The organism is Pseudomonas sp., assembly GCF_049645325.1.
In the GTDB taxonomy this organism is placed as follows: domain Bacteria; phylum Pseudomonadota; class Gammaproteobacteria; order Pseudomonadales; family Pseudomonadaceae; genus Aquipseudomonas.
The window spans coordinates 25,560-45,970 of record NZ_JBARTQ010000155.1; the positions used below are offsets into that span (position 1 = coordinate 25,560).

18 protein-coding genes are annotated in these 20,411 nt (G+C 60.6%); 9 read left to right on the plus strand and 9 right to left on the minus strand.

The features are described 5' to 3' along the window. The first annotated feature begins 111 nt into the window (after positions 1–111). Positions 112–1,482: a gluconate:H+ symporter gene (locus WBB95_RS06940; protein WP_424486890.1), complete on the plus strand. Its 1,371-nt coding sequence runs from the start codon at positions 112–114 to the stop codon at positions 1,480–1,482. A 3-nt stretch (positions 1,483–1,485) separates the two neighbouring features. Here the strand turns inward: WBB95_RS06940 and WBB95_RS06945 are convergent, their stop codons facing one another. Continuing rightward, positions 1,486–2,775 (minus strand): MFS transporter, encoded by a 1,290-nt coding sequence (locus WBB95_RS06945; protein ID WP_424486891.1) that lies wholly within the window; start codon positions 2,773–2,775, stop codon positions 1,486–1,488. 185 nt (positions 2,776–2,960) lie between these two features. On the opposite strand from WBB95_RS06945, the gene WBB95_RS06950 reads away from it, so the two are divergent. Further along, entirely contained in the window at positions 2,961–4,379 is a 1,419-nt protein-coding gene (locus WBB95_RS06950; RefSeq protein WP_424486892.1) for a short-chain fatty acid transporter, read from the plus strand. A gap of 38 nt (positions 4,380–4,417) precedes the next feature. Here WBB95_RS06950 and WBB95_RS06955 read toward each other — a convergent pair whose 3' ends face one another. Together WBB95_RS06955 and WBB95_RS06960 are read right to left on the minus strand one after the other, a co-directional pair. Then, positions 4,418–4,762 carry a DUF86 domain-containing protein gene (locus WBB95_RS06955; RefSeq protein WP_424486893.1) on the minus strand — a complete coding sequence of 115 codons (345 nt, stop codon included), beginning with the start codon at positions 4,760–4,762 and terminating at the stop codon, positions 4,418–4,420. Beyond that, positions 4,759–5,049 (minus strand): nucleotidyltransferase family protein, encoded by a 291-nt coding sequence (locus WBB95_RS06960; protein WP_424486894.1) that lies wholly within the window; start codon positions 5,047–5,049, stop codon positions 4,759–4,761. Before WBB95_RS06960 ends, WBB95_RS06955 begins: the two co-directional genes overlap by 4 nt. Before the next feature lie 158 nt (positions 5,050–5,207). On the opposite strand from WBB95_RS06960, the gene acpA reads away from it, so the two are divergent. The 3 genes from acpA to WBB95_RS06975 all read left to right on the plus strand — a co-directional run bounded on the left by acpA (position 5,208) and on the right by WBB95_RS06975 (position 8,869). After that, entirely contained in the window at positions 5,208–6,908 is a 1,701-nt protein-coding gene (gene acpA / locus WBB95_RS06965; protein WP_424486895.1) for an acid phosphatase, read from the plus strand. Between the two features lie 122 nt (positions 6,909–7,030). Beyond that, a complete protein-coding gene (locus WBB95_RS06970) occupies positions 7,031–8,200 on the plus strand; it encodes a hypothetical protein (protein WP_424486896.1) in 1,170 nt (389 codons plus the stop codon). Between the two features lie 147 nt (positions 8,201–8,347). Next, entirely contained in the window at positions 8,348–8,869 is a 522-nt protein-coding gene (locus WBB95_RS06975) for an SET domain-containing protein-lysine N-methyltransferase (RefSeq protein WP_424486897.1), read from the plus strand. Here WBB95_RS06975 and can read toward each other — a convergent pair. Continuing rightward, positions 8,866–9,510 carry a carbonate dehydratase gene (gene can, locus WBB95_RS06980; RefSeq protein WP_053134092.1) on the minus strand — a complete coding sequence of 215 codons (645 nt, stop codon included), beginning with the start codon at positions 9,508–9,510 and terminating at the stop codon, positions 8,866–8,868. The two genes, WBB95_RS06975 and can, sit on opposite strands and share 4 nt — an antisense overlap. A 139-nt stretch (positions 9,511–9,649) precedes the next feature. Between can and WBB95_RS06985 the strand changes: the two genes are divergently transcribed. Next, entirely contained in the window at positions 9,650–10,054 is a 405-nt protein-coding gene (locus WBB95_RS06985) for a serine kinase/phosphatase (RefSeq protein ID WP_424486898.1), read from the plus strand. 146 nt (positions 10,055–10,200) lie between these two features. On the opposite strand, the gene rimI is transcribed toward WBB95_RS06985, so the two are convergent. Next, positions 10,201–10,653, minus strand: coding sequence for a ribosomal protein S18-alanine N-acetyltransferase (gene rimI / locus WBB95_RS06990; RefSeq protein ID WP_003214382.1), 453 nt, complete (start codon positions 10,651–10,653; stop codon positions 10,201–10,203). Next, positions 10,646–11,389 (minus strand): energy transducer TonB, encoded by a 744-nt coding sequence (locus WBB95_RS06995; protein WP_424486906.1) that lies wholly within the window; start codon positions 11,387–11,389, stop codon positions 10,646–10,648. The genes rimI and WBB95_RS06995 overlap by 8 nt, the downstream gene beginning before the upstream one ends. Before the next feature lie 187 nt (positions 11,390–11,576). Between WBB95_RS06995 and mksB the strand changes: the two genes are divergently transcribed. The 3 genes from mksB to mksF are packed head-to-tail and all read left to right on the plus strand — an operon-like array spanning position 11,577 to position 16,388. Then, positions 11,577–12,854 carry an Mks condensin complex protein MksB gene (gene mksB, locus WBB95_RS07000; protein WP_424486899.1) on the plus strand — a complete coding sequence of 426 codons (1,278 nt, stop codon included), beginning with the start codon at positions 11,577–11,579 and terminating at the stop codon, positions 12,852–12,854. After that, positions 12,844–13,551, plus strand: a complete 708-nt coding sequence (mksE, locus tag WBB95_RS07005) for an Mks condensin complex protein MksE (protein WP_048724390.1) — start codon at positions 12,844–12,846, stop codon at positions 13,549–13,551. Before mksB ends, mksE begins: the two co-directional genes overlap by 11 nt. After that, positions 13,548–16,388, plus strand: a complete 2,841-nt coding sequence (gene mksF / locus WBB95_RS07010) for an Mks condensin complex protein MksF (protein WP_424486900.1) — start codon at positions 13,548–13,550, stop codon at positions 16,386–16,388. Before mksE ends, mksF begins: the two co-directional genes overlap by 4 nt. A gap of 182 nt (positions 16,389–16,570) precedes the next feature. Here mksF and WBB95_RS07015 read toward each other — a convergent pair whose 3' ends face one another. The 3 genes from WBB95_RS07015 to WBB95_RS07025 are packed head-to-tail and all read right to left on the minus strand — an operon-like array spanning position 16,571 to position 20,136. Next, on the minus strand, positions 16,571–18,874 hold the full coding sequence (locus WBB95_RS07015) for an MlaD family protein (RefSeq protein WP_424486901.1): 2,304 nt from the start codon (positions 18,872–18,874) through the stop codon (positions 16,571–16,573). Continuing rightward, entirely contained in the window at positions 18,867–19,490 is a 624-nt protein-coding gene (locus WBB95_RS07020) for a paraquat-inducible protein A (protein ID WP_424486902.1), read from the minus strand. The genes WBB95_RS07015 and WBB95_RS07020 overlap by 8 nt, the downstream gene beginning before the upstream one ends. Beyond that, positions 19,477–20,136 carry a paraquat-inducible protein A gene (locus WBB95_RS07025; RefSeq protein WP_424486903.1) on the minus strand — a complete coding sequence of 220 codons (660 nt, stop codon included), beginning with the start codon at positions 20,134–20,136 and terminating at the stop codon, positions 19,477–19,479. The genes WBB95_RS07020 and WBB95_RS07025 overlap by 14 nt, the downstream gene beginning before the upstream one ends. Positions 20,137–20,411 lie beyond the last annotated feature (275 nt).

Below are 20,411 nucleotides of genomic sequence, written 5' to 3' on the forward strand. Positions count from 1 at the left end.
GTCGCACCAAAATCGCCCATGAATGCTTTGGAACAGTACTATCAGGTATGCTTTTCGGGCAGGAAACAAAAAGAAACAAATTAGCCAACCTGTTCGATAAGGAGTCCCGTTTTGGAGTTATCGACTGCCGCGTGGATGGTTCACGACACCCGCCTCATGTTTTGTGTATTGCTGGCCATCGCCAGCATCATCGTGCTGATCAGCGCGACCAAGCTGCCGCCGTTCCTGTCGATTCTGATCGGCACGTTCATCGCCGGTGTCGGTGCCGGACTGCCCCCCGAAGAAGTCGCCAAAGCCTTCAGCAAAGGCGCCGGGGCGATCCTCGGTGAAGCCGGGATCATCATCGCCTTGGGCTCGATGCTCGGCGCGCTGATGGCCGAGTCCGGCGCCGCCGACCGTATTGCCACCACGTTGCTGGGGTTGGGCAAAGGCAAGTCATTGCCCTGGGTCATGGCGCTGGTGGCCATGGTGATTGGTTTGCCACTGTTCTTCGAAGTGGGCCTGGTGATGATGGTGCCGATCATCTTCGTCATGGCCAAGCGCTCGAACCAGCCGCTGCTGAAAATTGCGATCCCGGCGCTCGCGGGCATGACCACCCTGCACGCGCTGATGCCGCCGCACCCGGGGCCGCTGATTGCGGTGGGCGCGTTGCACGCTGACCTCGGCCTGACCATGTTGCTGGGTTTCTGCCTGGCAGTGCCGGCGGTGATTCTCGCCGGGCCGATCTATGGCAACTGGCTGTCCAAGCGCTTGCACGTGGATGAACCGGCCGACATTGGCGCGCTGTTCAGCGCACCGCCCAAGGCGCCGCGCCAACCGAGCTTCGGCGTTTCCTTGCTGATCATTTTGTTGCCGGTGATTTTGATGCTCGGCAGCACCTTGGCCAAAGTCGCCATGTCGCCGGAAAACCCGCTGGCACTGACCTTGAAGTTCCTCGGTGAACCGCTGATCGCCCTTGGCCTGGCGGTCATCGCCGCGGTGATCTGCCTCGGCTGGGCGGCGGGCATGCCACGTGCGGAAGTCGGCAACACCCTGCGCAAAGCCCTCGCGCCGATCGCCGTGTTGTTGCTGACCATCGGCGCCGGTGGCGGCCTCAAGCAAACCTTGCTCGACGCAGGCGTCAGCCAGACCATCAGCAAAGTCGCTGAAGGCGCGCACATGTCTTATCTGCTGCTGGCCTGGTTGATCGCCGTGGCACTGCGCCAAGCGACCGGCTCGGCCACCGTCGCCACCACCACCACGGCAGGCATTCTCGCGCCGATGATGGCGGGACTGGCGGCGACCCAAAGTTCATTGGTAGCCCTGGCGATTGGCGCGGGCTCGGTGTTCTTCTGCCACGTCAACGACGCCGGCTTCTGGATGGTGCGTGAGTACTTCGGCTTGCAATTGAAGCAGACGATCTGGGTGTGGTCGGTGTTGCAGACCATTGTTTCGGTCGTCGGTTTGGTAGGTACGTTGGTGCTCTGGCACTTCCTGACGTAACCCCTAGGCCGCCAAGGTGTGGCGCTTGCTGAACAGCGCCACACTCACCACCCCCACCGCCCCCATCACTGCGCAATACCCCACGCAAATCCACGGACTGGTCGGCATCAACGCAATCAGCAGCAGCGGCGTGGTGCTCGCCCACAGCGCGTAGGCGATGTTGTAGGTGAAGGAAATCCCCGACACCCGCACCTGTGCCGGAAACAGGCCGACCATCACCGATGGCACCGCGCCCACCACCCCGCAACTCAAGCCCGCCACGGCATACGCCGCGCCCAGCCATACGCCGCCACTGATCAGGCTCGTATACAGCACCGCAATGCCGACTGGCAGCAGCAGGCTGTAGACCAGCACCGCGCGCCAGGCGCCAATGCGGTCTACCAGCAGGCCGGCGAGGACGCAGCCGATGTTCAGGAAGACGATGCCCAACGCGCTCAAGCCGAAGGTGTGGCTGGGGCTCATGCCGAAGGTTTTCTGCATCATGGTCGGCGTGATGACCACCAGCACCACCACGGCGGAGGTGAGCACGCAGGTCAGGATCATGGCCGGCAGCAACACGGCGCGGTGGTCGCGCAACACGGTGCGCAGCGGCAGTTCGGCGGCGGCTTGGCGGCGGGCCAGCATTTCAAGGAACACCGGCGTTTCGCTGAGCCAGCGGCGCAGCCAAACCCCGATCACGCCAAAGACGCCGCCGAGCAGGAACGGCAAGCGCCAGGCGTAATCGAGAATTTCGGCGGGGGTGAACACTTGCGCCAGCAAGGTCGCGGTCAGTGCGCCGAGCAGGTAGCCGAAGGTCAGGCCGGCCTGCAGGAAGCCCAGGGCGTAGCCGCGATGATGCGTCGGCGCGTGTTCGGCGACGAACGTCCAGGCGCTGGGCACCTCACCGCCCACGGCCGCGCCCTGCAGCACGCGCAGCGCCAACAGGATCAGCGGGGCGAAATAACCGATTTGCGCGTAGGTCGGCATGATCCCGATCAGCAGGCAGGGCAAAGCCATCATCAGGATGCTCAGGCTGAACACGCGTTTGCGCCCCAGGTGATCGGCGAAGTGCGCCATCAGGATGCCGCCCAGCGGCCGGGCCAGATAGCCGGTGACGAAGATCCCGAAGCTTTGCAGCAGGCGCAGCCACTCGGGCATTTCCGGCGGGAAAAACAGTTGGCTGAGGGTCAGCGCGAAAAACACGAAGATGATGAAGTCGTAGATTTCCAGGGCGCCGCCGAGGGCGGCCAGGCCCAGGGTTTTGTAGTCGGAGCGGGAAAAACGCTGCGCCTGTGAAGAAAAGGTGGCAGTCATGGGGTGGCTCGGCAGACAAACAAAATGGCGTGCAGGTTATGAGCTGCGCCCAATGATGGCAATCGCGACGGATATATTTGTTTTACTCATTGATCGATGAAGATAACTGCATTCCCATATCAATGGCCGTAGCGGAACATGCCGTAAAACTGCCAACACCCTAATAAATACAAGAGGTAGAACCTGTGGCCGATGCTATCGAAGAAAGCCGCTATGCCCGATTTGCCCTGCGTTGTTCCAACTTCGCCGAACGCTGGTTTCCTGACTCCTGGGTGTTTGCCGCCCTCGCCGTGATCATTGTCGCGGTGGCGACTTTGGGAATGGGCGCGGCACCGACCGAGGCCGCCAAAGCCTTCGGGGACGGGTTCTGGAGCCTGATCCCGTTCACCATGCAGATGGCCTTTGTGGTGATCGGGGGTTACGTAGTGGCCAGCTCACCGCCTGCGGTGAAGCTGATTGACCGCTTGGCGCGCATCCCCAAGAACGGTCGCTCGGCGGTGGCCTGGGTGGCGCTGATCTCCATGGTTGCTTCCTTGCTCAACTGGGGGCTGTCCCTGGTGTTTGGCGGTCTGCTGGTGCGTGCATTGGCCCGTCGCACGGATTTGCGCATGGACTACCGCGCTGCCGGCGCGGCGGCCTACCTGGGCCTGGGCGCCGTGTGGGCGCTGGGGCTGTCGTCGTCGGCCGCGCAGTTGCAGGCCAACCCGGCCAGCTTGCCGCCGTCGATCCTGTCGATCACCGGGATGATCCCGTTCACCGAAACCATCTTCCTGTGGCAATCCGGGGTGATGTTGCTGGCGCTGATCGTGGTCTCGCTGATCATCGCCTACGCCACGGCACCCGGCCCGAACAGCGCCCGTGACGCCAAGGCGTGTGGCGTCGACCCGGCGTTCAACCTGCCCAAGCCGCAAGCGCCCACCCGCCCTGGCGAATGGCTGGAACACAGCCCGCTGCTGACCATTTTGCTGGCCTTGCTGGCAGCCGGTTGGCTGTTCCATGAGTTCTCGACCAAGCCGGCGATCAGCGCAATCTCGGGGCTCAATACCTATAACTTCCTGTTCATCATGGTCGGCGCCTTGCTGCACTGGCGCCCACGCAGCTTTCTCGATGCAGTGGCCCGTGCCGTGCCGACCACGACCGGCGTGCTGATCCAGTTTCCACTGTACGGCTCGATCGCCGCGCTGATGACCGTGGTCAAGGGCGGTGACGGCCAGACCCTGGCGCACCATATCTCGACCTTCTTTACCTCCATTGCTTCCCACGACACTTACGCGTTGCTGATGGGCGTGTATTCGGCGGTGCTGGGCTTCTTTATTCCGTCGGGCGGCGGCAAGTGGATCATCGAAGCGCCTTACGTGATGCAAGTGGCCAACGACCTGCAATACCACTTGGGCTGGGCGGTGCAGATCTACAACGCGGCCGAGGCGCTGCCGAACCTGATCAACCCGTTCTACATGCTGCCGCTGTTGGGTGTGCTGGGGTTGAAGGCGCGGGATTTGATTGGCTTTTCGTTTGTGCAATTGCTGGTGCACACGCCGCTGGTGTTGTTCCTGCTGTGGGCGCTGGGGACAACGTTGAAGTATTTGCCGCCGGTGATGCCGTAAATAGCTGACGACCACGCCTGTTGTTGCAACAGGTGTGGTCACGCAGGATCAACAGGGAGGCGCTCCAATAGATCCGGCAATGCACGTTGGATCGTGTCCCATACGACCTCAAGGTTGATATCGAAGTAACCGTGAGCGATCCGATTGCGCATGCCACGCATGCTGCGCCACGGGATCTGTGAATGACTCGCAATGAAGTCCGGGTACTGATCCATGAGTTTTGTTGATGCCTCGCCCATGATGATGAGACTCACGACTACTGCTTGCTGGGTCCGCCTGTCCTCCAGGAACTCTTCCTTGCTCAAGCCCTCAACAAATGCGATCGCATCTGCGGCGGCCTGCCTTATGTGATCCAGATAATCCCCGATTCGACTTGCCGTCATACCGGCCTGGCCTCAGCCAGCACTTTCGCGCGGAACTTCAAAGGCAAATCACCCGGTGTGAGCAGGTCCACGGTGACCCCTAAAAGATCTTCAAGCTCTACCTGCAGCCCACCAAGATCAAAAAGAGTGGTTCCCGGCGGAGCATCGACCAGTAAATCAAGGTCGCTGCCCTCCTGGTCAGTACCCGATAAAACAGATCCGAATATTCTTGGGTTTGAGATACGAAAACGGCCCACCACTTCTCTGACGGCGGCACGTTTCATGTCAAGAGCGGTTGAAGGTTTCACGGTTCACCTCGATGACATCCATTATCGAACCAGTCTAGCAGCGCTGGGCACGTGCAGACACGCACCACCGATCACGCCACTGTCTTCTTTGCGTCACATTGCATTGCTACCGTCCTGCGAAATGTCTTGAAACAACCAACCCGCAGGGACTCCCAGCAATGAGTGACGAGCACGAAGACCGCCCTTTCCCCGAAACTGTCGACCAACCGCCGGTGGACACCAGCCGCCGACGCTTCCTGGGGGGCGCGGCAGTGTTGGGGGTTGGCGCGACCTTGAGTGCCTGCGGCAGTACCGATGACGCACCGGGCAAGCCGGTGGTGCGGCCGCTTACGCCACAAGAGTTGGACAAGGCCTTACACGACCAGGTGAAAACCGTGGTGGTGATCTACGCCGAGAACCGCAGCTTCAACAACCTGTTTGCCGACTTCCCGGGCGTGGAAAAACCGCTGTCGGCACTCTCCGCAGCCGACGTTCAGCAACGCGACCGCGACGGTAGCGTGCTGACGACATTGCCCCCAGCCTGGGGCGGCGTATTGCAGGTCGGCCCGCAAAGTGTGGATGGGGTGACCTACCCCAGCGACGTGCAATTCCAGGAAAACCTGCCCAACGCCCCCTTCGCCCTCAAGGGTCCGAACGCCGAAGACCTGCCGTTGAGCCTGGTCACCCGCGATTTGTGGCACGTGTTTTATCAGAACCAGATGCAGATCAACGGTGGCAAGAACGACAACTTTGTCGCCTGGGCGGATTCCGGTGGCCTGGTCATGGGTTATTACGCCCAGAGCCGTTATGCCCTGCGCCTGTGGGACGTGGCCAAGGAGTTTGTACTGTGCGACAACTTCTTCCAGGGTGCCTTTGGTGGCTCGTTCCTTAACCATCAATACCTGATCAGCGCCACGGCACCGTTCTACCCGAACGCCGCGCAGTCGGTGGCCAAGGCGCAGATTGCCACGCTGCAGAGTGATGACCCGGCTGACACGCGCCTCAAGCCGCTGGATAAATCCCCGGCGAGCGCGATGACCGGCCCGCCGCAGTTCGGCCCGAGCGCGCTGACCCCGGACGGCTACGGTGTGAACACGCTGGCTCCGCCCTACTGGCCGACCTGGATTCGCGACCCGGAAAATCCGGACTACTCCAAGCCCGACCTGCCCAACGTGCTGGTGCCGCAAACCCACGAACATATCGGCGACAAGCTGTCGAAAAAGAACGTCGACTGGGCCTGGTACGCCGGGGCATGGCAGGCCACGCTGGAGCAGTTCAAGGATTCGGGGGGCATTCCCAAGATCCCGAACTTCCAGTACCACCACCAGCCGTTCAACTATTTCAAGAAACAAGGGCCCGACAACCGCGCCGAGCGCGATAAACGCCTGCGCGATGGCGGTTTGGGCGACGAGTCGAGCACCAACACATTCTTCGCCGATGCCCAGGCCGGCAAGCTGCCCGCCGTGAGTTTCTACAAGCCTCAGGGCAACCTGAACATGCACGCCGGTTACGCCGACGTGGCCTCGGGCGACCGCCATATCGCCCGCGCCTTGAAGGTGCTGCAGGAAAGCCCGCAGTGGAAAAACATGGTGGTGGTGGTGACGGTCGATGAAAACGGCGGCTGGTGGGACCACGTTGCGCCGCCCAAAGGCGACCGTTGGGGCCCGGGCACGCGGATTCCGGCGCTGGTGGTCTCGCCGTTTGCGCGCAAAGGCACAGTGGACCATACGGTTTACGACACCGCGTCGATTTTGCGCCTGATCACCCGGGTGTTTCAGCTGGAAACCCTGGACGGCCTCAAGCAGCGCGATGACGCGATGATTGCCCGCGGCCAGAAACCCATGGGCGACTTGAGCAACGCTTTGCAGTTCAACGTGTAGGTTTTCTTATCCAATAGCGACATGCCCGGCGATTTAGCACGCGGTTTTCCTGGTCAACCGCTACTGTGTGCAAGTGGGCTTTCATCCCGCGCAGACGGGCTTTCGCTGACAAGGAATCAAGCATGTTCAAACCGACCAGGTTGTCTTTCGCCCTGGCCGCACTGCTGGCCAGTGCGGTCGTACAGGCCGACATCGAAGTACCGCTGGGCAGCACGCAACGCGTCACTCAGCTGTTTGCGTTTCCCAACAACTGCAACGTGATCTGCTTCCGGCCCTGGACGCTGGAGCAAACCGCCGAGCATTACCTGAACCAAAGCCTGCTGCGTGACGGTTACAGCCGCGCCAAGGTCAGCGTGAAGAGCCACGATGGGCAGGTGTCGGCAACCTTCACCGGCGTACCGGACAGCTATGGCCAGCCCTTGACCACGCTGCTCAACACCGCCGACCTGGCGTACCAAGGCGCCAGCAAGCTCAACAGCGACGGTAAGTGGGCTTATAACTGGTACCTGTTCCTGCCATTGGGCATGGCGCTGGAAAACCGCAAAAGCATCGAGCTGTTGCACTTCCCGCCAGATTATTCGTTGACCCAGGCCCAGGATTACCTGGAGTCGGCCACCACTGACCGCTGGGCCACGCTGCTCACCGACAATGGCATCCCGGCCACCGAAACCCCGGCCTACCAGACCATCATCGATATTGCGCCGATTGCCGCGCCGTCCAACGCGGGCAAGGACCTGGAAACCGTCTACAGCTACTTCACCGACTACCAGACGCGCATGGTCAAGGAACTGAGCCTGCACGCCAACGGCTCATTGCCGATGGTGGCATTCGGCGCACCAGTGCGTAACTGGATCAAGCAGCAATACGGCCAGACCGTGGGTGTACTGGGCCTGGCGCAGATCAGCCCGGCCGCAGGCAAGACCGTTTCGGTACTGGGTTCGAACCACCCGAGTTACATCTGGTATGCCGCAGACCCGGCAAGCTATGACGGAAATCAGGAAAAAGCCGATGAGGCCGGCTTGAAAGTGATGGGGCAAGACTTGAGCGCGGCTTGCTGGCAAGCGGGGATGGGGCAAAAACCCGCCAGCGACCCGAATGTGCTGCTCAAGGCGTGCATGAACACCTGGCAGGTCACGCGCAAGGAACAGACGTGCGAGTTGTTCTACACCTCGGTGCGCAACCTGACCCCGGAGCAAGCCAACGCCAAATGCGCCACGCCGACCATCAAGGCCCAGTTGAAGCAGCTGAAGAACGCCGCGCCAACGTCCACCATCACCGCGCCTGCGCTTTAGTGCGCACAAAAAAACGCCGGATTCTACTGTCAACGTTAACAGTAGAATTCGGCGATCTGTTCAGCGAGTCTTGAACCAGACCCATCCGCTGCAAGACTGGCAGTCAGGCATTATTCGCAAGTCGATGCAGCCCAACCAGGGAGAGTTATGAAAACTCAAGCCATGGATAAGGCTAATCGTACTGACGCAGGCTGCATTTACCCCTTTGCAACGACGGCGTCCGAACGCTACCCCTCAACCCTGCATTTTCAGGTGGTGTACGGTCAAAACGGGCGAGCGACAGGCATTCAATCCCGCGTACCCTTTGATAGCCGAACGCGCATCACCCACGTTTCCGGGTACGCAACCCGGGAGCATCGCGCGAACACGTTTCAGATTTCTTCGCACATTTATCTGTTCGACTGCTGGTTTTGCGGGCTGATCACCCATTCGTGCGACCCCAACGCGTTGCTGGACGCCGACTTTCTGGAGCTGTGGTCGCTGCGTCACATTCCGGCGGGGGCATTACTGACCATTGATCACTCCGCCACCGCAGATGTACTGCCGCGCCAATTTGCCTGCGACTGTCACCAGCCCCGTTGCCGAGGCTGGATCAAGGGCCGCCAGGAACAGATAAACGCAGAAGGTTTGCGCTTCCTGGAACAGTGGCACACCCGCGAGGGGCTTTAAACCTCACCCAACGGGCGCAAACGGTACTGCGGCGGCAACTGCTCGAAACCACTGATGGTGGTGTTCAAGCTTTTCCAGCGGCCATCCTTGATGCCGTAGATGCAGCCATGGATCGACAGACTCTGCCCACGGTGCCAGGCATTTTGCACAATGCTGGTGTGACCAACGTTGGCCACCTGCTGAATCACATTCAGCTCGCACATGCGGTCTACGCGTTCCTCTTCAGTGGGCAGCTGGGCCAGCACGTCGCGGTTTTCGTAATAGAGGTCACGAATGGTGCGCAACCAGCCGTCGATCAGGCCGAATTGACGGTCCTGCATCGAGGCTCGCACGCCGCCGCAGCCATAGTGGCCGGTGACCAGGATATGTTTGACCTTGAGCACATCCACCGCGTACTGGATCACCGACAGGCAATTGAGGTCGGTGTGCAGCACCACGTTGGCCACGTTGCGGTGCACAAACAGGTCCCCCGGCAACATGCCGACGATCTCGTTGGCCGGCACGCGGGCGTCCGAGCAGCCGATCCACAGGTATTCCGGGGTTTGCTGGCGGGCGAGCTTGGCGAAGAATTCGGGATCTTCCTGTTTGATCGCGTCCGCCCAGCGTTCGTTGTTATCAAGCAGGTCTTGTAGTTCGTTCATCAGGGTAAGCCTCAGGAATGATGCGCAGCTGTGTGACAGACGACCGCTCGTCCGGGTCACGCCAGACGCCAATTAGCTTGAATCTTTAGGGCGCCGTGCCTGTCCACACACTATAAGCCCCACAGTATGAGGATTGGCCATGACTGAATCACGACGTCCCTACGGCGCTACACAGCCCGAACCGATTGATGACAACGAAGACCGCATGGGCTCGATGCGTGAGCTGGATTTTGACGAGGAAGAGCCGACGGCGGAAATCGGTGATGAAATCCCGCGTCGCGAGCGCGAGCACCTGATGCCCGACGAACGGGTGCGCGAGGCCGGGATGACCGGCGCTTCGACGGATGACCATGAGTCAACCGACGATGACATGAGCCCGGAAACACTGATCCTTGAAGACGGTGCGCGAGATGCGCGGGAGGAAGGTGAAGACAACCCGGCGGATTACGACCTGAGCATCGTCGATGGAGATGAGATTGGCGGCGGCAATGGGTTGGATGAGGCGGAGTTGGCGGATATCGATCCGCTCGACGGCAACCGCTGATACAACACAGGGCTCACGGTGAACCCTGTGGGAGCTGGCTTGCCTGCGATAGCTATCTGTCAGTTAATGCATCTTTGACTGATACACCGCTATCGCGGGCAAGCCCGGCTCCCACATTTGCCGGTGTTCATAGAAGGAGCAGGCGTTTAGTCGACCAGGGTGCAGGCCATCACAACCGCATCTTCGCGCCCGCCCACCGCAGGGTAGTAATCCCGCCGGCGCCCGATTTCGTTGAAGCCATAGCGCTCATACAGCCGGAACGCGCCGGTATTGCTGTCACGTACTTCCAGGAAACATTCCCGCGCCTTGGCCTCATAGGCCCGTGACATCAGATGCTCCAGCAGGCTCAGGCCCAGGCCACGGCCCTGGTTTTCCGGCTTGACGGTAATGTTCAGCAAATGCGCTTCATCAAGGATGATTTGCACCACACCGTGCCCCACTTGCTGCTCGCCTTCGAACATCAGCCAGATCTGGTACTTGCCCAGTCCGTCGAGAAAAATCCCGCGGGTCCAGGGGTGGCTGAATGCCGCGTATTCGATTTTCAGCACCGCGTCGAGGTCGGCCTCGGTCATCGGGCGGAAGGATAAAGCCTCACTCATCAGTTGTTTTCCAGCGCGCCATCAGCCGGCGCATGGCTTGCCAGACATCAGCCTTACGCTGTGGCTCTTCCATTAATAATTCCAGGCCCGGCAGGGCCCACACCGAACCCAGGCCTTCTACCTGCAGCTCGCGGTACCAGGCTTCGGCATTCGCTTCGCCGGCAAACCGCACGGCAGGCAGGCCGATCAGCCACAGGCACACGCAGGGTTCGTCTTCCAGGCGCGCCGAAACAAAACCTTGCACAAAATCCCGCGCGGCTTCCGGGCCCTGGTCCATGGTGCCACGCACCAGCAGCGGCCAGCGCACCGGGTCGCCGACGATTTGCGGGCTGTCGGGCAAGCCGGCGGCGCGCAGCATGTCTTTGAGCAGCATGTAGGCCGGGTCGCGGGTCTGGAAGCGCTCGCCGGTGGGCAGTTCCACCAGCAGCAGGCAGCGTCCGGCCCGCAACAACTGCAGGGCGAAGCGCGGCGGCGCGACGACGGGAACCTTGGGCACCGCCGCAGCCTCTTCGGCCACCACGGGCTTGGCCAACGGCGACGGACGCGGCACTTCGATCTTCGCGCGCTCGACCACGGGCCGTACTGGCGGCTCGGGCTTGACCACCGCCACGGGCGCAGCCGCTTCCTCGCCGGAGGACTCGAAGGCCTCATAGGGCTCAAGCGCCTGCAGCAACTCGGGCCGCGACGGCGCGGCAAACGGCAGTTCAGTGCGGGGCAGCCAGTTGACCACCTGCATGGCGGTCAAGTAAGCGCGACGTCGGGACTCGATAAGCACAGCTCGGCCACTTGTGGATAAGTAAAGAGCGGGGATTCTACCGCTGTTCGGCAACAATCGCCCACTGCGCACTGACCGGCTGTGGATAAATCCCGCGCCTGATGCAGTACAATCGCGACTTTTAATCGCCAACCAGCTGGCCATTCCGATGATCGAACCCAAGCGCGTATTGCGCGCCCTCGCCGAACACTGGGCCCTGCTTGAGCCACTGTGCGAACACTTCGACCAAGGCACCCTGAGCCTGAGCGAGCTGCGCGCACAACTGGCGGCCCAACAACTGGACAGCACGCCGCAGGACATCACCAGCCTGCTGGACGTGTGGATTCGCCTGGATATCCTCGTACCTGTCGCCAAGAGCCCGAACCGTTTCGAGCTCAACGCACAGATCCACGACTTCCTGGCCTATCTTCGCAAGGAGCACCGGCTTGGCCTGTGCCTGGAAATTGAAGCCTACCTGCGCCACCTTGAGCGCCTGGCCGGCTATATCCAGGACGCCTTCGACATCCGTGACGGCCATGACCTGGCGCGCCAACTGCGCCTGCTGGACATGCGCGTACGCGATGTACTGAAAAAACTCGCCAACGACGAACAGGCGCTCGCTGCCGTGGCCGATCGCGCCAAGACCAGCGACCGGCAGATTCCGTTGCGCCAGCGTTACGCCGAGGTCCTGGCGACCTGGGACGAATACGTCGAACCGATGATCCAGCTGGTGAACGCCGACGGCGCCTTCGAACAAGGCGTGCGCAAGGTCGAAAACGTGCTGCTGCGCATGCTCACCGAGCAGCAGCGCCTCGGCCACCTGGTGGACGACGACATGCTGCTGCGCACCCACGCGCGCATCCTCGAAATGCAGACCAGCGCCCAGTTGACCCTGCGTCATGCGCGCGAACTGCTGTTGCCGCTGCGTGAAGAAGCGCGCCGGCACAATGCCGTGACCCGTGGCGCGGCATTGGCTCTATCGGCCATCCGCCGAAAAGGCCTGGACGCGGTGCCGCAGGCTGCGATGCCGATGTTCACCCGGCCGCAAAGCACCTTCCTCGGCAGCGCGAGCCAAGTGGAAGCCTATGTGTATGCGTTGGCGAATTTCGAGCCGAAACCGGCTCGTTTCCCCAAGGCGCACAAATCCCAAAAGGGCGAAGCCCAGCGTGCACCGCGCACGGTCAAGGAAATGCTCGAGCGCTGCGAAGACGCACTGCCGATGCCGGACCTGATGACCTGGCTGCTGGAGCAGGAACCGGACGGCGCCACCGACGAATTGCTGTACTGGTTCTCGCGACTTTCGCGTGAAAAGCGCTTCAAGCGCGAACGCCTGGAACGCCGCGATTACCACACACACGAGCACCAGGTCAGCCTGCGCTCATTCGCCCTGCTCCCGGCCAGCAGCGACGCCGCCGAGAATTCCGCGAGTATTCCTCATGCATCTTGATCTATCCGAACTGTCCCAGCTGGCGCCGATCTTTCGCGAGCTGTTCAAGGGTTACCACGTCAGCCGCCGCGACCCGGAGCTGTACGCGCAACTGTCGAACTTCCAGGACCAGTACCGCACGCTGTTCAAGGCCCTGGGCTTTGAGCTGGTGTGCGATACCCGTGGCTTCTATTACTTCGTGCCGGATTCCGCGATTGCCAGCGCGCAGGTGAACAAGACCGCGCAACGCCTGGCGTTGTTCACCTTCATCATCGTTGAACATTTGGCCGATCAGGGTCGCGACCCGATCGCCGTGCTCGACGGCGGGAGCCTGGGCCGCGATGAGTTGCCGTCGTTGCTGGAGAAATACCGCGACCTGTTTATTCAGGCCGAAGTGCAGACCCAGGAAGAACTCGAAGAAAAAATCATGCGCCGCATGACTCAGTTGGGTTTTGCCAGCGAAGACAACGGCATTTATCGCTTCCTGCCGCCGATGCACCGCTTCCTCGACGTGTGCCTGTCGGTCCAGCAGGACCGCGACTTGGCAGCCAGCGTGCACAGCGTGTTGCCACTGCCGGCGCCGGTGATCATCGACGAAGACAGCGATGAAAAACTGCTGAAAACCGATGACCCGCTGGACCTGAGTGACTTCGAAGAAGAAAGCGAAGAAGACGCCATGGCCCGCGCCATTGCCGAAGAACAGGAGACCGATGCATGAGCAAGGAACGCTACGGCATCCGCCGCTTCGCCCTATTGAACACCGCCGGTTACAGCCTGGGTTTGTTCCCGCTGGAAGAGCCGCTGTCGGTGTATGGCGCGAACAACCTGGGTAAATCCGCGTCGATCAACGCGTTGCAGTTCCCGATTTTGGCGCGCATGTCGGACATGAGTTTCGGCAAATACACCCTGGAACAATCGCGGCGCTTCTACTTTGCTACCGACACCAGCTACATCCTCGTGGAAGTCTCGCTGCCCCACGGCCCGCATGTAATTGGCGTGGTCGGGCGCGGCCCGGGCGGCGGTTTCGGCCACCAGTTTTTCGCCTATGCGGGCAAGCTGGACCTGGCCCACTACCAGAAAAACGACACCTGCCTGCGCCAGAAAGAACTGTTCACCAACCTTGAGCGCGAAGGCCTGAAAGCCTACGAACTCAAGCCGGATGAACTGCGCCGTTTGCTGGTGGGCGGCCACACGTCGATCCCTCTGGACCTGACGTTAATTCCGCTGCGGTCCACCAGCGAGCAGAGCCTGAAGACCTTCCGCGCGCTGTTTATCAACCTGCTGCACATGCGCGAAATCACCGCAGCCAAGCTCAAGCAATTGTTCCTGGATGCCTTCGAACACAGCCTGCGTTCCGGCAGCGTGGATTACATCGCTGCGTGCGAAGAAGCTTTCCGCGATGTACGACGCATGGAGCAGGACTACAACTCGCTGGTCGCCGCCGGGCCGCTGGTTGAAGCCCTGGCCAACGGTGTTCGCCAGCGCGACAGCTTGCGCGGCAAGCTGCATCGCCTGTCACCGTTGCTGGATTCGTTGCTGGGCACGTGGTCGGACTACGCCGGTGCGCGCAAGGAGGAGCTGACCATTCAGGCCGAGCACTACCGTAATGAGCAAGACGCGCTGCAGAACGACCAGCGCGGCGGCACCCAGGAGCTGATGCGCCTGGAACGCGAGATCAGTGGCATCCAGCGTTGGCTGGGCGAGCTGTCGGTGCTCAAGCATCGCTTTGCGTTGGTCGATGACGTGAAGGTGTTGGAGCAACAACTGCTGGCGGCCAAGGACGCTCACGATGAACTGGCGGGCGCCCTCGCGCAATCGCGGCAGTTCAGCGCCGAAGACCTGGACGAGCGTTTGCGCGACCTGGAAAAACGCCTGAAGTCGGTCAAGCAACAGCTTGATCACGCGGACAACAACAGCTACGCCAAGCTGCGCGAAGAGTTCTCACAGCCGGACGTCGAGCGTTTGATGCGGTTGTTCAACAGTTCGCTGTTCAGCCTGCCGTTGGGCGCGCATGGCATCACGCTGGACGAGGAAGGCTTGTGGGTTAAATCCCTGGAGCAGATTCTCGACGGCTTCAAGGGCGAGCGTTTTGAAGTGCCGGGGCTGTCTATCGACATTTCCCACATCGAACCGCCAGCCTTGCAGGCTTTGGCGGACCGTGCAGCATTGCGCGACCAGAAAGAGCGCCTGGAAAAAGAACTCAAGCAACTGAAAACCCAGCAAGCCGTGGCCTCTGACCGCGCAGCGAGCAAGACCCAGACCGAAGCGCTGTACCAGCAAGTGCTGGACGCGCAAAAGGCGCTGGAAGACTTCCGCCGTGCGCAAACCCTGAGCGCCGAAGAAGGCGAGAAGCTGGAAAACCTGGCGCAGATGGAAGCGGCCCAGGATGAGTTGAAACGCTCCAGCGATGCCTTTACCGAACGCGTCCAGCAACTGTCGGCCAAGCTGCAATTGGTGGGCCGTCAGATTGGCGATATGGAAGCCAAGCAGCGCACCCTGGATGACGCGTTGCGCCGTCGTCAGTTGCTGCCGGCAGACTTGCCGTTCGGCACGCCGTTCATGGACCCGGTCGACGATTCCATGGACAACCTGCTGCCGCTGCTCAACGACTATCAGGACAGCTGGCAGGGGTTGCTACGCGCTGATGGCCAGATCGAAGCGCTGTACGCGCAGGTGCGCCTCAAGGGCGTGGCCAAGTTCGACAGCGAGGATGACGTTGAGCGTCGCCTGCAACTGCTGATCAACGCCTATGCGCACCGCACCGACGAAGCCCTGACCCTGGGCAAGGCGCGCCGTGCGGCGGTCACTGATATCGCGCGCACCCTGCGCAATATCCGCAGCGACTACGACAGCCTTGAGCATCAACTGGCGCTGTTCAACCGCGAAATCAACAAGCGCCAGGTCTCCAACCTGCAGAGCTTCCGCATCGTGCTGGCACCGAACAAGGAAGCCCTCAAGCACATCGACCAGATCATCCACAGTGCCGGTCAGTATGAAGAAGGCGAAACCCTGTCGGTGTTTGACCTCAGCCAAAGCGCCGAGCAAGACAACAAGAACGAAGAGGCCAAGGAATACCTGGCGCGCCTGGTAGCCGCCAACCACAACCAGTTGGGCCTCAAGGACTTGTTCGAATTGGCGTTCGAGATCACCAAGGTCAACGGCCAGCCGATCATTCACACCGACATCGATGGCGCCGCGTCCAACGGCACCACCATGACCATCAAGGCGCTGACCAACATGTACTTGTTGCTGCACTTGATGGACCGCGATCAGGCCGGGCGCGTGCGCTTACCGTACTACCTGGATGAAGCCGCGGATATCGACGAGAAGAACCAGGCGGCATTGCTGGAAACCAGTTTGCAACTGGGCTTCGTGCCGATCCTCGCCAGTGTGAAGCCGCAGGTGTCCGCCCAAGTGGCGATCGACCTGGAAGGTGGCAGCGGGCCAAATGGCATCTACATCGATGAGGCGGACTGGAAGTACATTCGTCGCCACGACGCGGTGAAGGCGACGGTAAATGTGCAGGCCGATGAGCCGGAGCTGGATGAAGTCTGACGTTTTGCGTTGAGATGCAAAAAGGCCGCGATCTTATGGATCGCGGCCTTTTTTGTGGGTTTTGCGGTGCTGTTGAGGGACTCATCGCGGGCAGGCCCGGCTCCGACATTGGGAATGCATTCTTCCTGAAAATGCATATCCCCTGTGGGAGCCGGGCTTGCCCGCGTTGGCCGCGCCTCCGTTTACTTGCCCAGTGGAATCTTGGGCGCCCACGTCAGCCATTCATCTTCAAACTTGTCGAACAGCGGGAAGGTTTGCTGTGGCCGTACGGCGTTACCCATGCGCTCGCCGTCTGGCGTGGCGAAGGCGATACCGCCGGCGACCAAGGTCTCCAGCGATTCGGTACGCACCGTCGCACCTTTGAACAGGCCGAAGTCGAGACCAAAACCGCTGGTGTTCCAGAAGCGGCTGCCGCCACGCACCAACGGCGCGTATTTGGGCTCGATCAGAATGTGGATCAGCACGCGGTCGGCGGTCTGGCCCAGCTCGTAGCCGGTGACTTTGCCCACGGTGACTTCACGGTAGGTCACCGGTACGCCTTCCTTCAACGAACCACGACGCGCTGCGCTCAGTACCAGGCTTAAGCCTTCCTCTTGGTGAACAGCTTCAGGCGGCTTGTCCAACGCGACGAAGCTCTTTTGCGGGCCGGCATTTTTTGCCGATGGCTGCACTTCAATGTACTGCCCGGTGACCAGGGTTTCCAGGTTCGACGTTTTCATCAAGCCCAGCTCCGGCTTGACCACCCAGAACTGGCTACCGGTGCGCGCGATGCGGTCCGCCACTTGGGTGATACGCGCGCTGAGCAGCACTGACTGCATGTCGGCGCTGAGGTCGACGCTCTCGATCTTGCCCACGTCGAGGCCCTTGAAGCGTATTGGGGTGCCACGGCTTAAACCGTCGGCGCGATCGACCTTGATGGTCACCAGCGTGCCATGTTGATTGGCCGCTTCACGATCAGCGAACAGCCGGAAACGCGGGATGCGTTTTTTCAATGGCACATTCGGTTCCGGCGTTTCGAAGGAGATGCCACCGGCCATCAGGCTGGCCAGGGATTCACTTTTCACCTGAATGCCGCCCGTCAGCCCACCGGTCAGGGTGACACCGCTGGCATTCCAGAAGCGCGTCGAGCCGTTGACCAGGTTCTCGTACTCTTTCTCGATATGAACGCCGATCACCAGTTGCTTGTTCTTGCGTGAGAACTGGTAGCTCTGCACCGAACCGACCTTGACCTGTTTGTAGAGGATCGGGCTTCCGACATCCAGGGAGCCGAGGCTGTCGGTGAGCAGCACCATGTGCAGGCCCGGTGAGCGCAGATCCAAAGGCGGAGCCTTGGCACGGGCCACGTATTCACGCTGTGGCGGCGTGCCTTTGTCGCCCGGCCGAATCGCGATGTAGTTGCCTTTGACCAATGCCTCCAGCCCAGTGATACCTGCCAGGGAAATCGACGGTTTGACCACCCAGAACTGGGTGTCTTGCACCAGGTAGTCTTCAGCCAATGGGTCGAGGGTCAGCTCAGCGTTTGCGCTCGACAGGTCCGGGTTGATCTTCAGCGTCTTCAGGCTACCGACCTGGATGCCTTTGTACATCACCGGGGTGCGCCCGGCCTGAAGGCCTTCGAAGTCGGTGAGCTTGATCTTGACCTTGATGCCGGCCGCTGCGGCGTCGAAATCTTCATACAGGCGGAAGGGCAGGCTCGGGTCGGTCGGCGGGCTGTCCTTGCGATTCTCGGGGGTGGCAAAGGCGATGCCGCCGGCGACGATGCTGGAAAGCGATTCGCTGCGTATCTTCACGCCGGAGAGGTTGGCGTCGATGCTGATGCCGCTGGCGTTCCAGAAGCGCGTGTGTTTGCGCACCAGGTTGGCGTAGGTCGGCTCGATGTAGACCTTGATCTCGACGGTGCTCTGGTCTTCAGACAGCAGGTAGCTTTTGACTTGGCCGACCTGAATCTGTTTGTAGAACACTGGGCTGCCACGGTTCAGGGAGCCGAGGCGGTCGGCCTTGATGGTCAGGTGCAGGCCGGGCTTGGCATCGGACAAGGGCGGCTCTTCGGAGAGCGCCTTGAATTTGCGCGTGGGCTCACCGTCGCCAGGGCTGGCCGCAATGTAATTACCCGAGACCAGGGTTTCCAGGCCGGTGATGCCGGCAAGGCTGACGCTGGGCTTGACCAGCCAGAAGCGTGTGTTGGTCTTGAGGTATTGCTCGACGTCCTTGTTCATCTCGATGGTGGCGATCACCCCGCGATTGTTGCCCTCATCGTCCAGGGCCAAAGTCTTGACCTTGCCCACGGGCATGCCTTTGTAGACCACTTCGGTCTTGTTGACCTGGATGCCTTCGCCGCTTTCGAAGCGCACCTGGATCTCGATGCCCTGCTGGGAATAGGCACGCCACCCCAGCCATCCACCGATGACCAACGCAATCAGGGGAAGCACCCAAATGGCTGACCAGTTGGAGGCCGGGCGGGTTTTAGCTTTTGGCAAATCACTCATGGTCGTCGTCCGACTCCGTGTTATCCCAAATCAGTCGGGGATCAAAAGTTACTGCGGCAAGCATCGTCAAGATCACCACACTGGCGAACGCTGCAGCGCCGAGATTGGCCTCGACACTGGCAAGTCGCCCAAAGTTTACAACCGCCACCAGGATGGCGATCACGAAGATATCCAGCATGGACCAACGGCCAATGAATTCGATAAAGCGGTACATCACGATGCGTTGTTGTGCGGACAGCGGTTGGTGACGCTGCACCGAAAACAGCAGCAGACCAATACCTACCAGCTTAAAAGTCGGCACCAGAATGCTGGCGATAAACACCACCGCAGCAATCGGGAACATGCCGTGCTGCACCAACTGGATGACACCGGCCATGATGGTACTGGGGTCGCCCTGGCCCAGGGAATTGATTGTCATGATTGGCAACAGATTGGCCGGGATATACAGAATTGCGGCAGTGATCAGTAACGCCCATGTACGCGCAAGACTGTTGGGACGCCGGGCATGGATCAATGCACCGCAACGCGTGCAGAGTTGCTCATCGGTGTCCGGTTCTTGCTTGTTCAGTTCATGGCATTCGGTACAAATCAGAATGCCTGCATCAATCGCCCGCATGGTCATCCTCCCCCGAAAGCGCCTGCCAGATCTGGTGGGGCGACATCACTACCTCCAGCAGTACTTGAACCATTAATAAACTGATGAAACAGACCAGGCCCACACCGACCGTGATGGAGGCCATGTCGGCGAGTTTGACAATCGCGACGAGCACGCCCATCAGGTAGACCTCCAACATTCCCCAGTCTTTCAAGTGATGGTAAATGCGGTAGAACAACAGGCCATAGCTGCGGCCGACCTTCCAGCGAATGCTCAACAGCACTGCCAACTGGCACAGCAACTTGAGCAGGGGAACACCCATGCTGCACAGGAACACCACGGCCGCGACACCTTGCATGCCAGTGTCGAACAAGCCGACGACGCCACTCCAAACGGTGTCCTCTGAGGACTGCCCGAGTAGATTGAGCTGCATGATGGGTAAAAAGTTCGCGGGGATGTACAGCAACAAAGCCGCAATGACCAAGGCGAGGCTTCGCTCAACAACATTGTGGCGGTGAGCGTACAGCTCGTAACCACAGCGTGGGCATTGAGCTTTTTCACCGAGGGCGAGCGCAGGTTTGCGCATCAGCAAGTCGCACTCATGGCAGGCCACCAGGTCGTCCAGTGGTAAATCCGACACCTTGAGGGTATCAACCGGATCGGGCATAGATAGGGCTCTGACTCTAAAAAAGGTTAGGTGCCTATTCTAATGGGCTGGTTCATAAATAACTGTGCAAATTTGTCGGGGCGGAGTGTAGCGTTTGAAAGATGGGGGTGTCAGACAGTGTACGTCGGCGTTGACTTACTTGGTGGCCAAGCCTGTTCCTGCACTTTCCGACCGCCCAAAACAAAACCCCTGTTCGCGTTAGCAAACAGGGGTTCTGGAATTTAATCTTGACGATGACCTACTCTCACATGGGGAAACCCCACACTACCATCGGC

What these genes read in the sequence shown, in the direction of transcription:
- WBB95_RS07025 (WP_424486903.1), bottom strand. Translation starts at nt 20,136, where the DNA reads ATGCCCGATCCGGTTGATACCCTCAAGGTGTCGGATTTACCACTGGAC.
- mksF (WP_424486900.1), top strand. Translation starts at nt 13,548, where the DNA reads ATGAGCAAGGAACGCTACGGCATCCGCCGCTTCGCCCTATTGAACACC.
- mksE (WP_048724390.1), top strand. Translation starts at nt 12,844, where the DNA reads ATGCATCTTGATCTATCCGAACTGTCCCAGCTGGCGCCGATCTTTCGC.
- WBB95_RS06975 (WP_424486897.1), top strand. Translation starts at nt 8,348, where the DNA reads ATGAAAACTCAAGCCATGGATAAGGCTAATCGTACTGACGCAGGCTGC.
- WBB95_RS06955 (WP_424486893.1), bottom strand. Translation starts at nt 4,762, where the DNA reads ATGACGGCAAGTCGAATCGGGGATTATCTGGATCACATAAGGCAGGCC.
- can (WP_053134092.1), bottom strand. Translation starts at nt 9,510, where the DNA reads ATGAACGAACTACAAGACCTGCTTGATAACAACGAACGCTGGGCGGAC.
- WBB95_RS06970 (WP_424486896.1), top strand. Translation starts at nt 7,031, where the DNA reads ATGTTCAAACCGACCAGGTTGTCTTTCGCCCTGGCCGCACTGCTGGCC.
- WBB95_RS06945 (WP_424486891.1), bottom strand. Translation starts at nt 2,775, where the DNA reads ATGACTGCCACCTTTTCTTCACAGGCGCAGCGTTTTTCCCGCTCCGAC.
- WBB95_RS07015 (WP_424486901.1), bottom strand. Translation starts at nt 18,874, where the DNA reads ATGAGTGATTTGCCAAAAGCTAAAACCCGCCCGGCCTCCAACTGGTCA.
- WBB95_RS07020 (WP_424486902.1), bottom strand. Translation starts at nt 19,490, where the DNA reads ATGCGGGCGATTGATGCAGGCATTCTGATTTGTACCGAATGCCATGAA.
- mksB (WP_424486899.1), top strand. Translation starts at nt 11,577, where the DNA reads ATGATCGAACCCAAGCGCGTATTGCGCGCCCTCGCCGAACACTGGGCC.
- rimI (WP_003214382.1), bottom strand. Translation starts at nt 10,653, where the DNA reads ATGAGTGAGGCTTTATCCTTCCGCCCGATGACCGAGGCCGACCTCGAC.
- WBB95_RS06995 (WP_424486906.1), bottom strand. Translation starts at nt 11,389, where the DNA reads ATGCAGGTGGTCAACTGGCTGCCCCGCACTGAACTGCCGTTTGCCGCG.
- WBB95_RS06985 (WP_424486898.1), top strand. Translation starts at nt 9,650, where the DNA reads ATGACTGAATCACGACGTCCCTACGGCGCTACACAGCCCGAACCGATT.
- acpA (WP_424486895.1), top strand. Translation starts at nt 5,208, where the DNA reads ATGAGTGACGAGCACGAAGACCGCCCTTTCCCCGAAACTGTCGACCAA.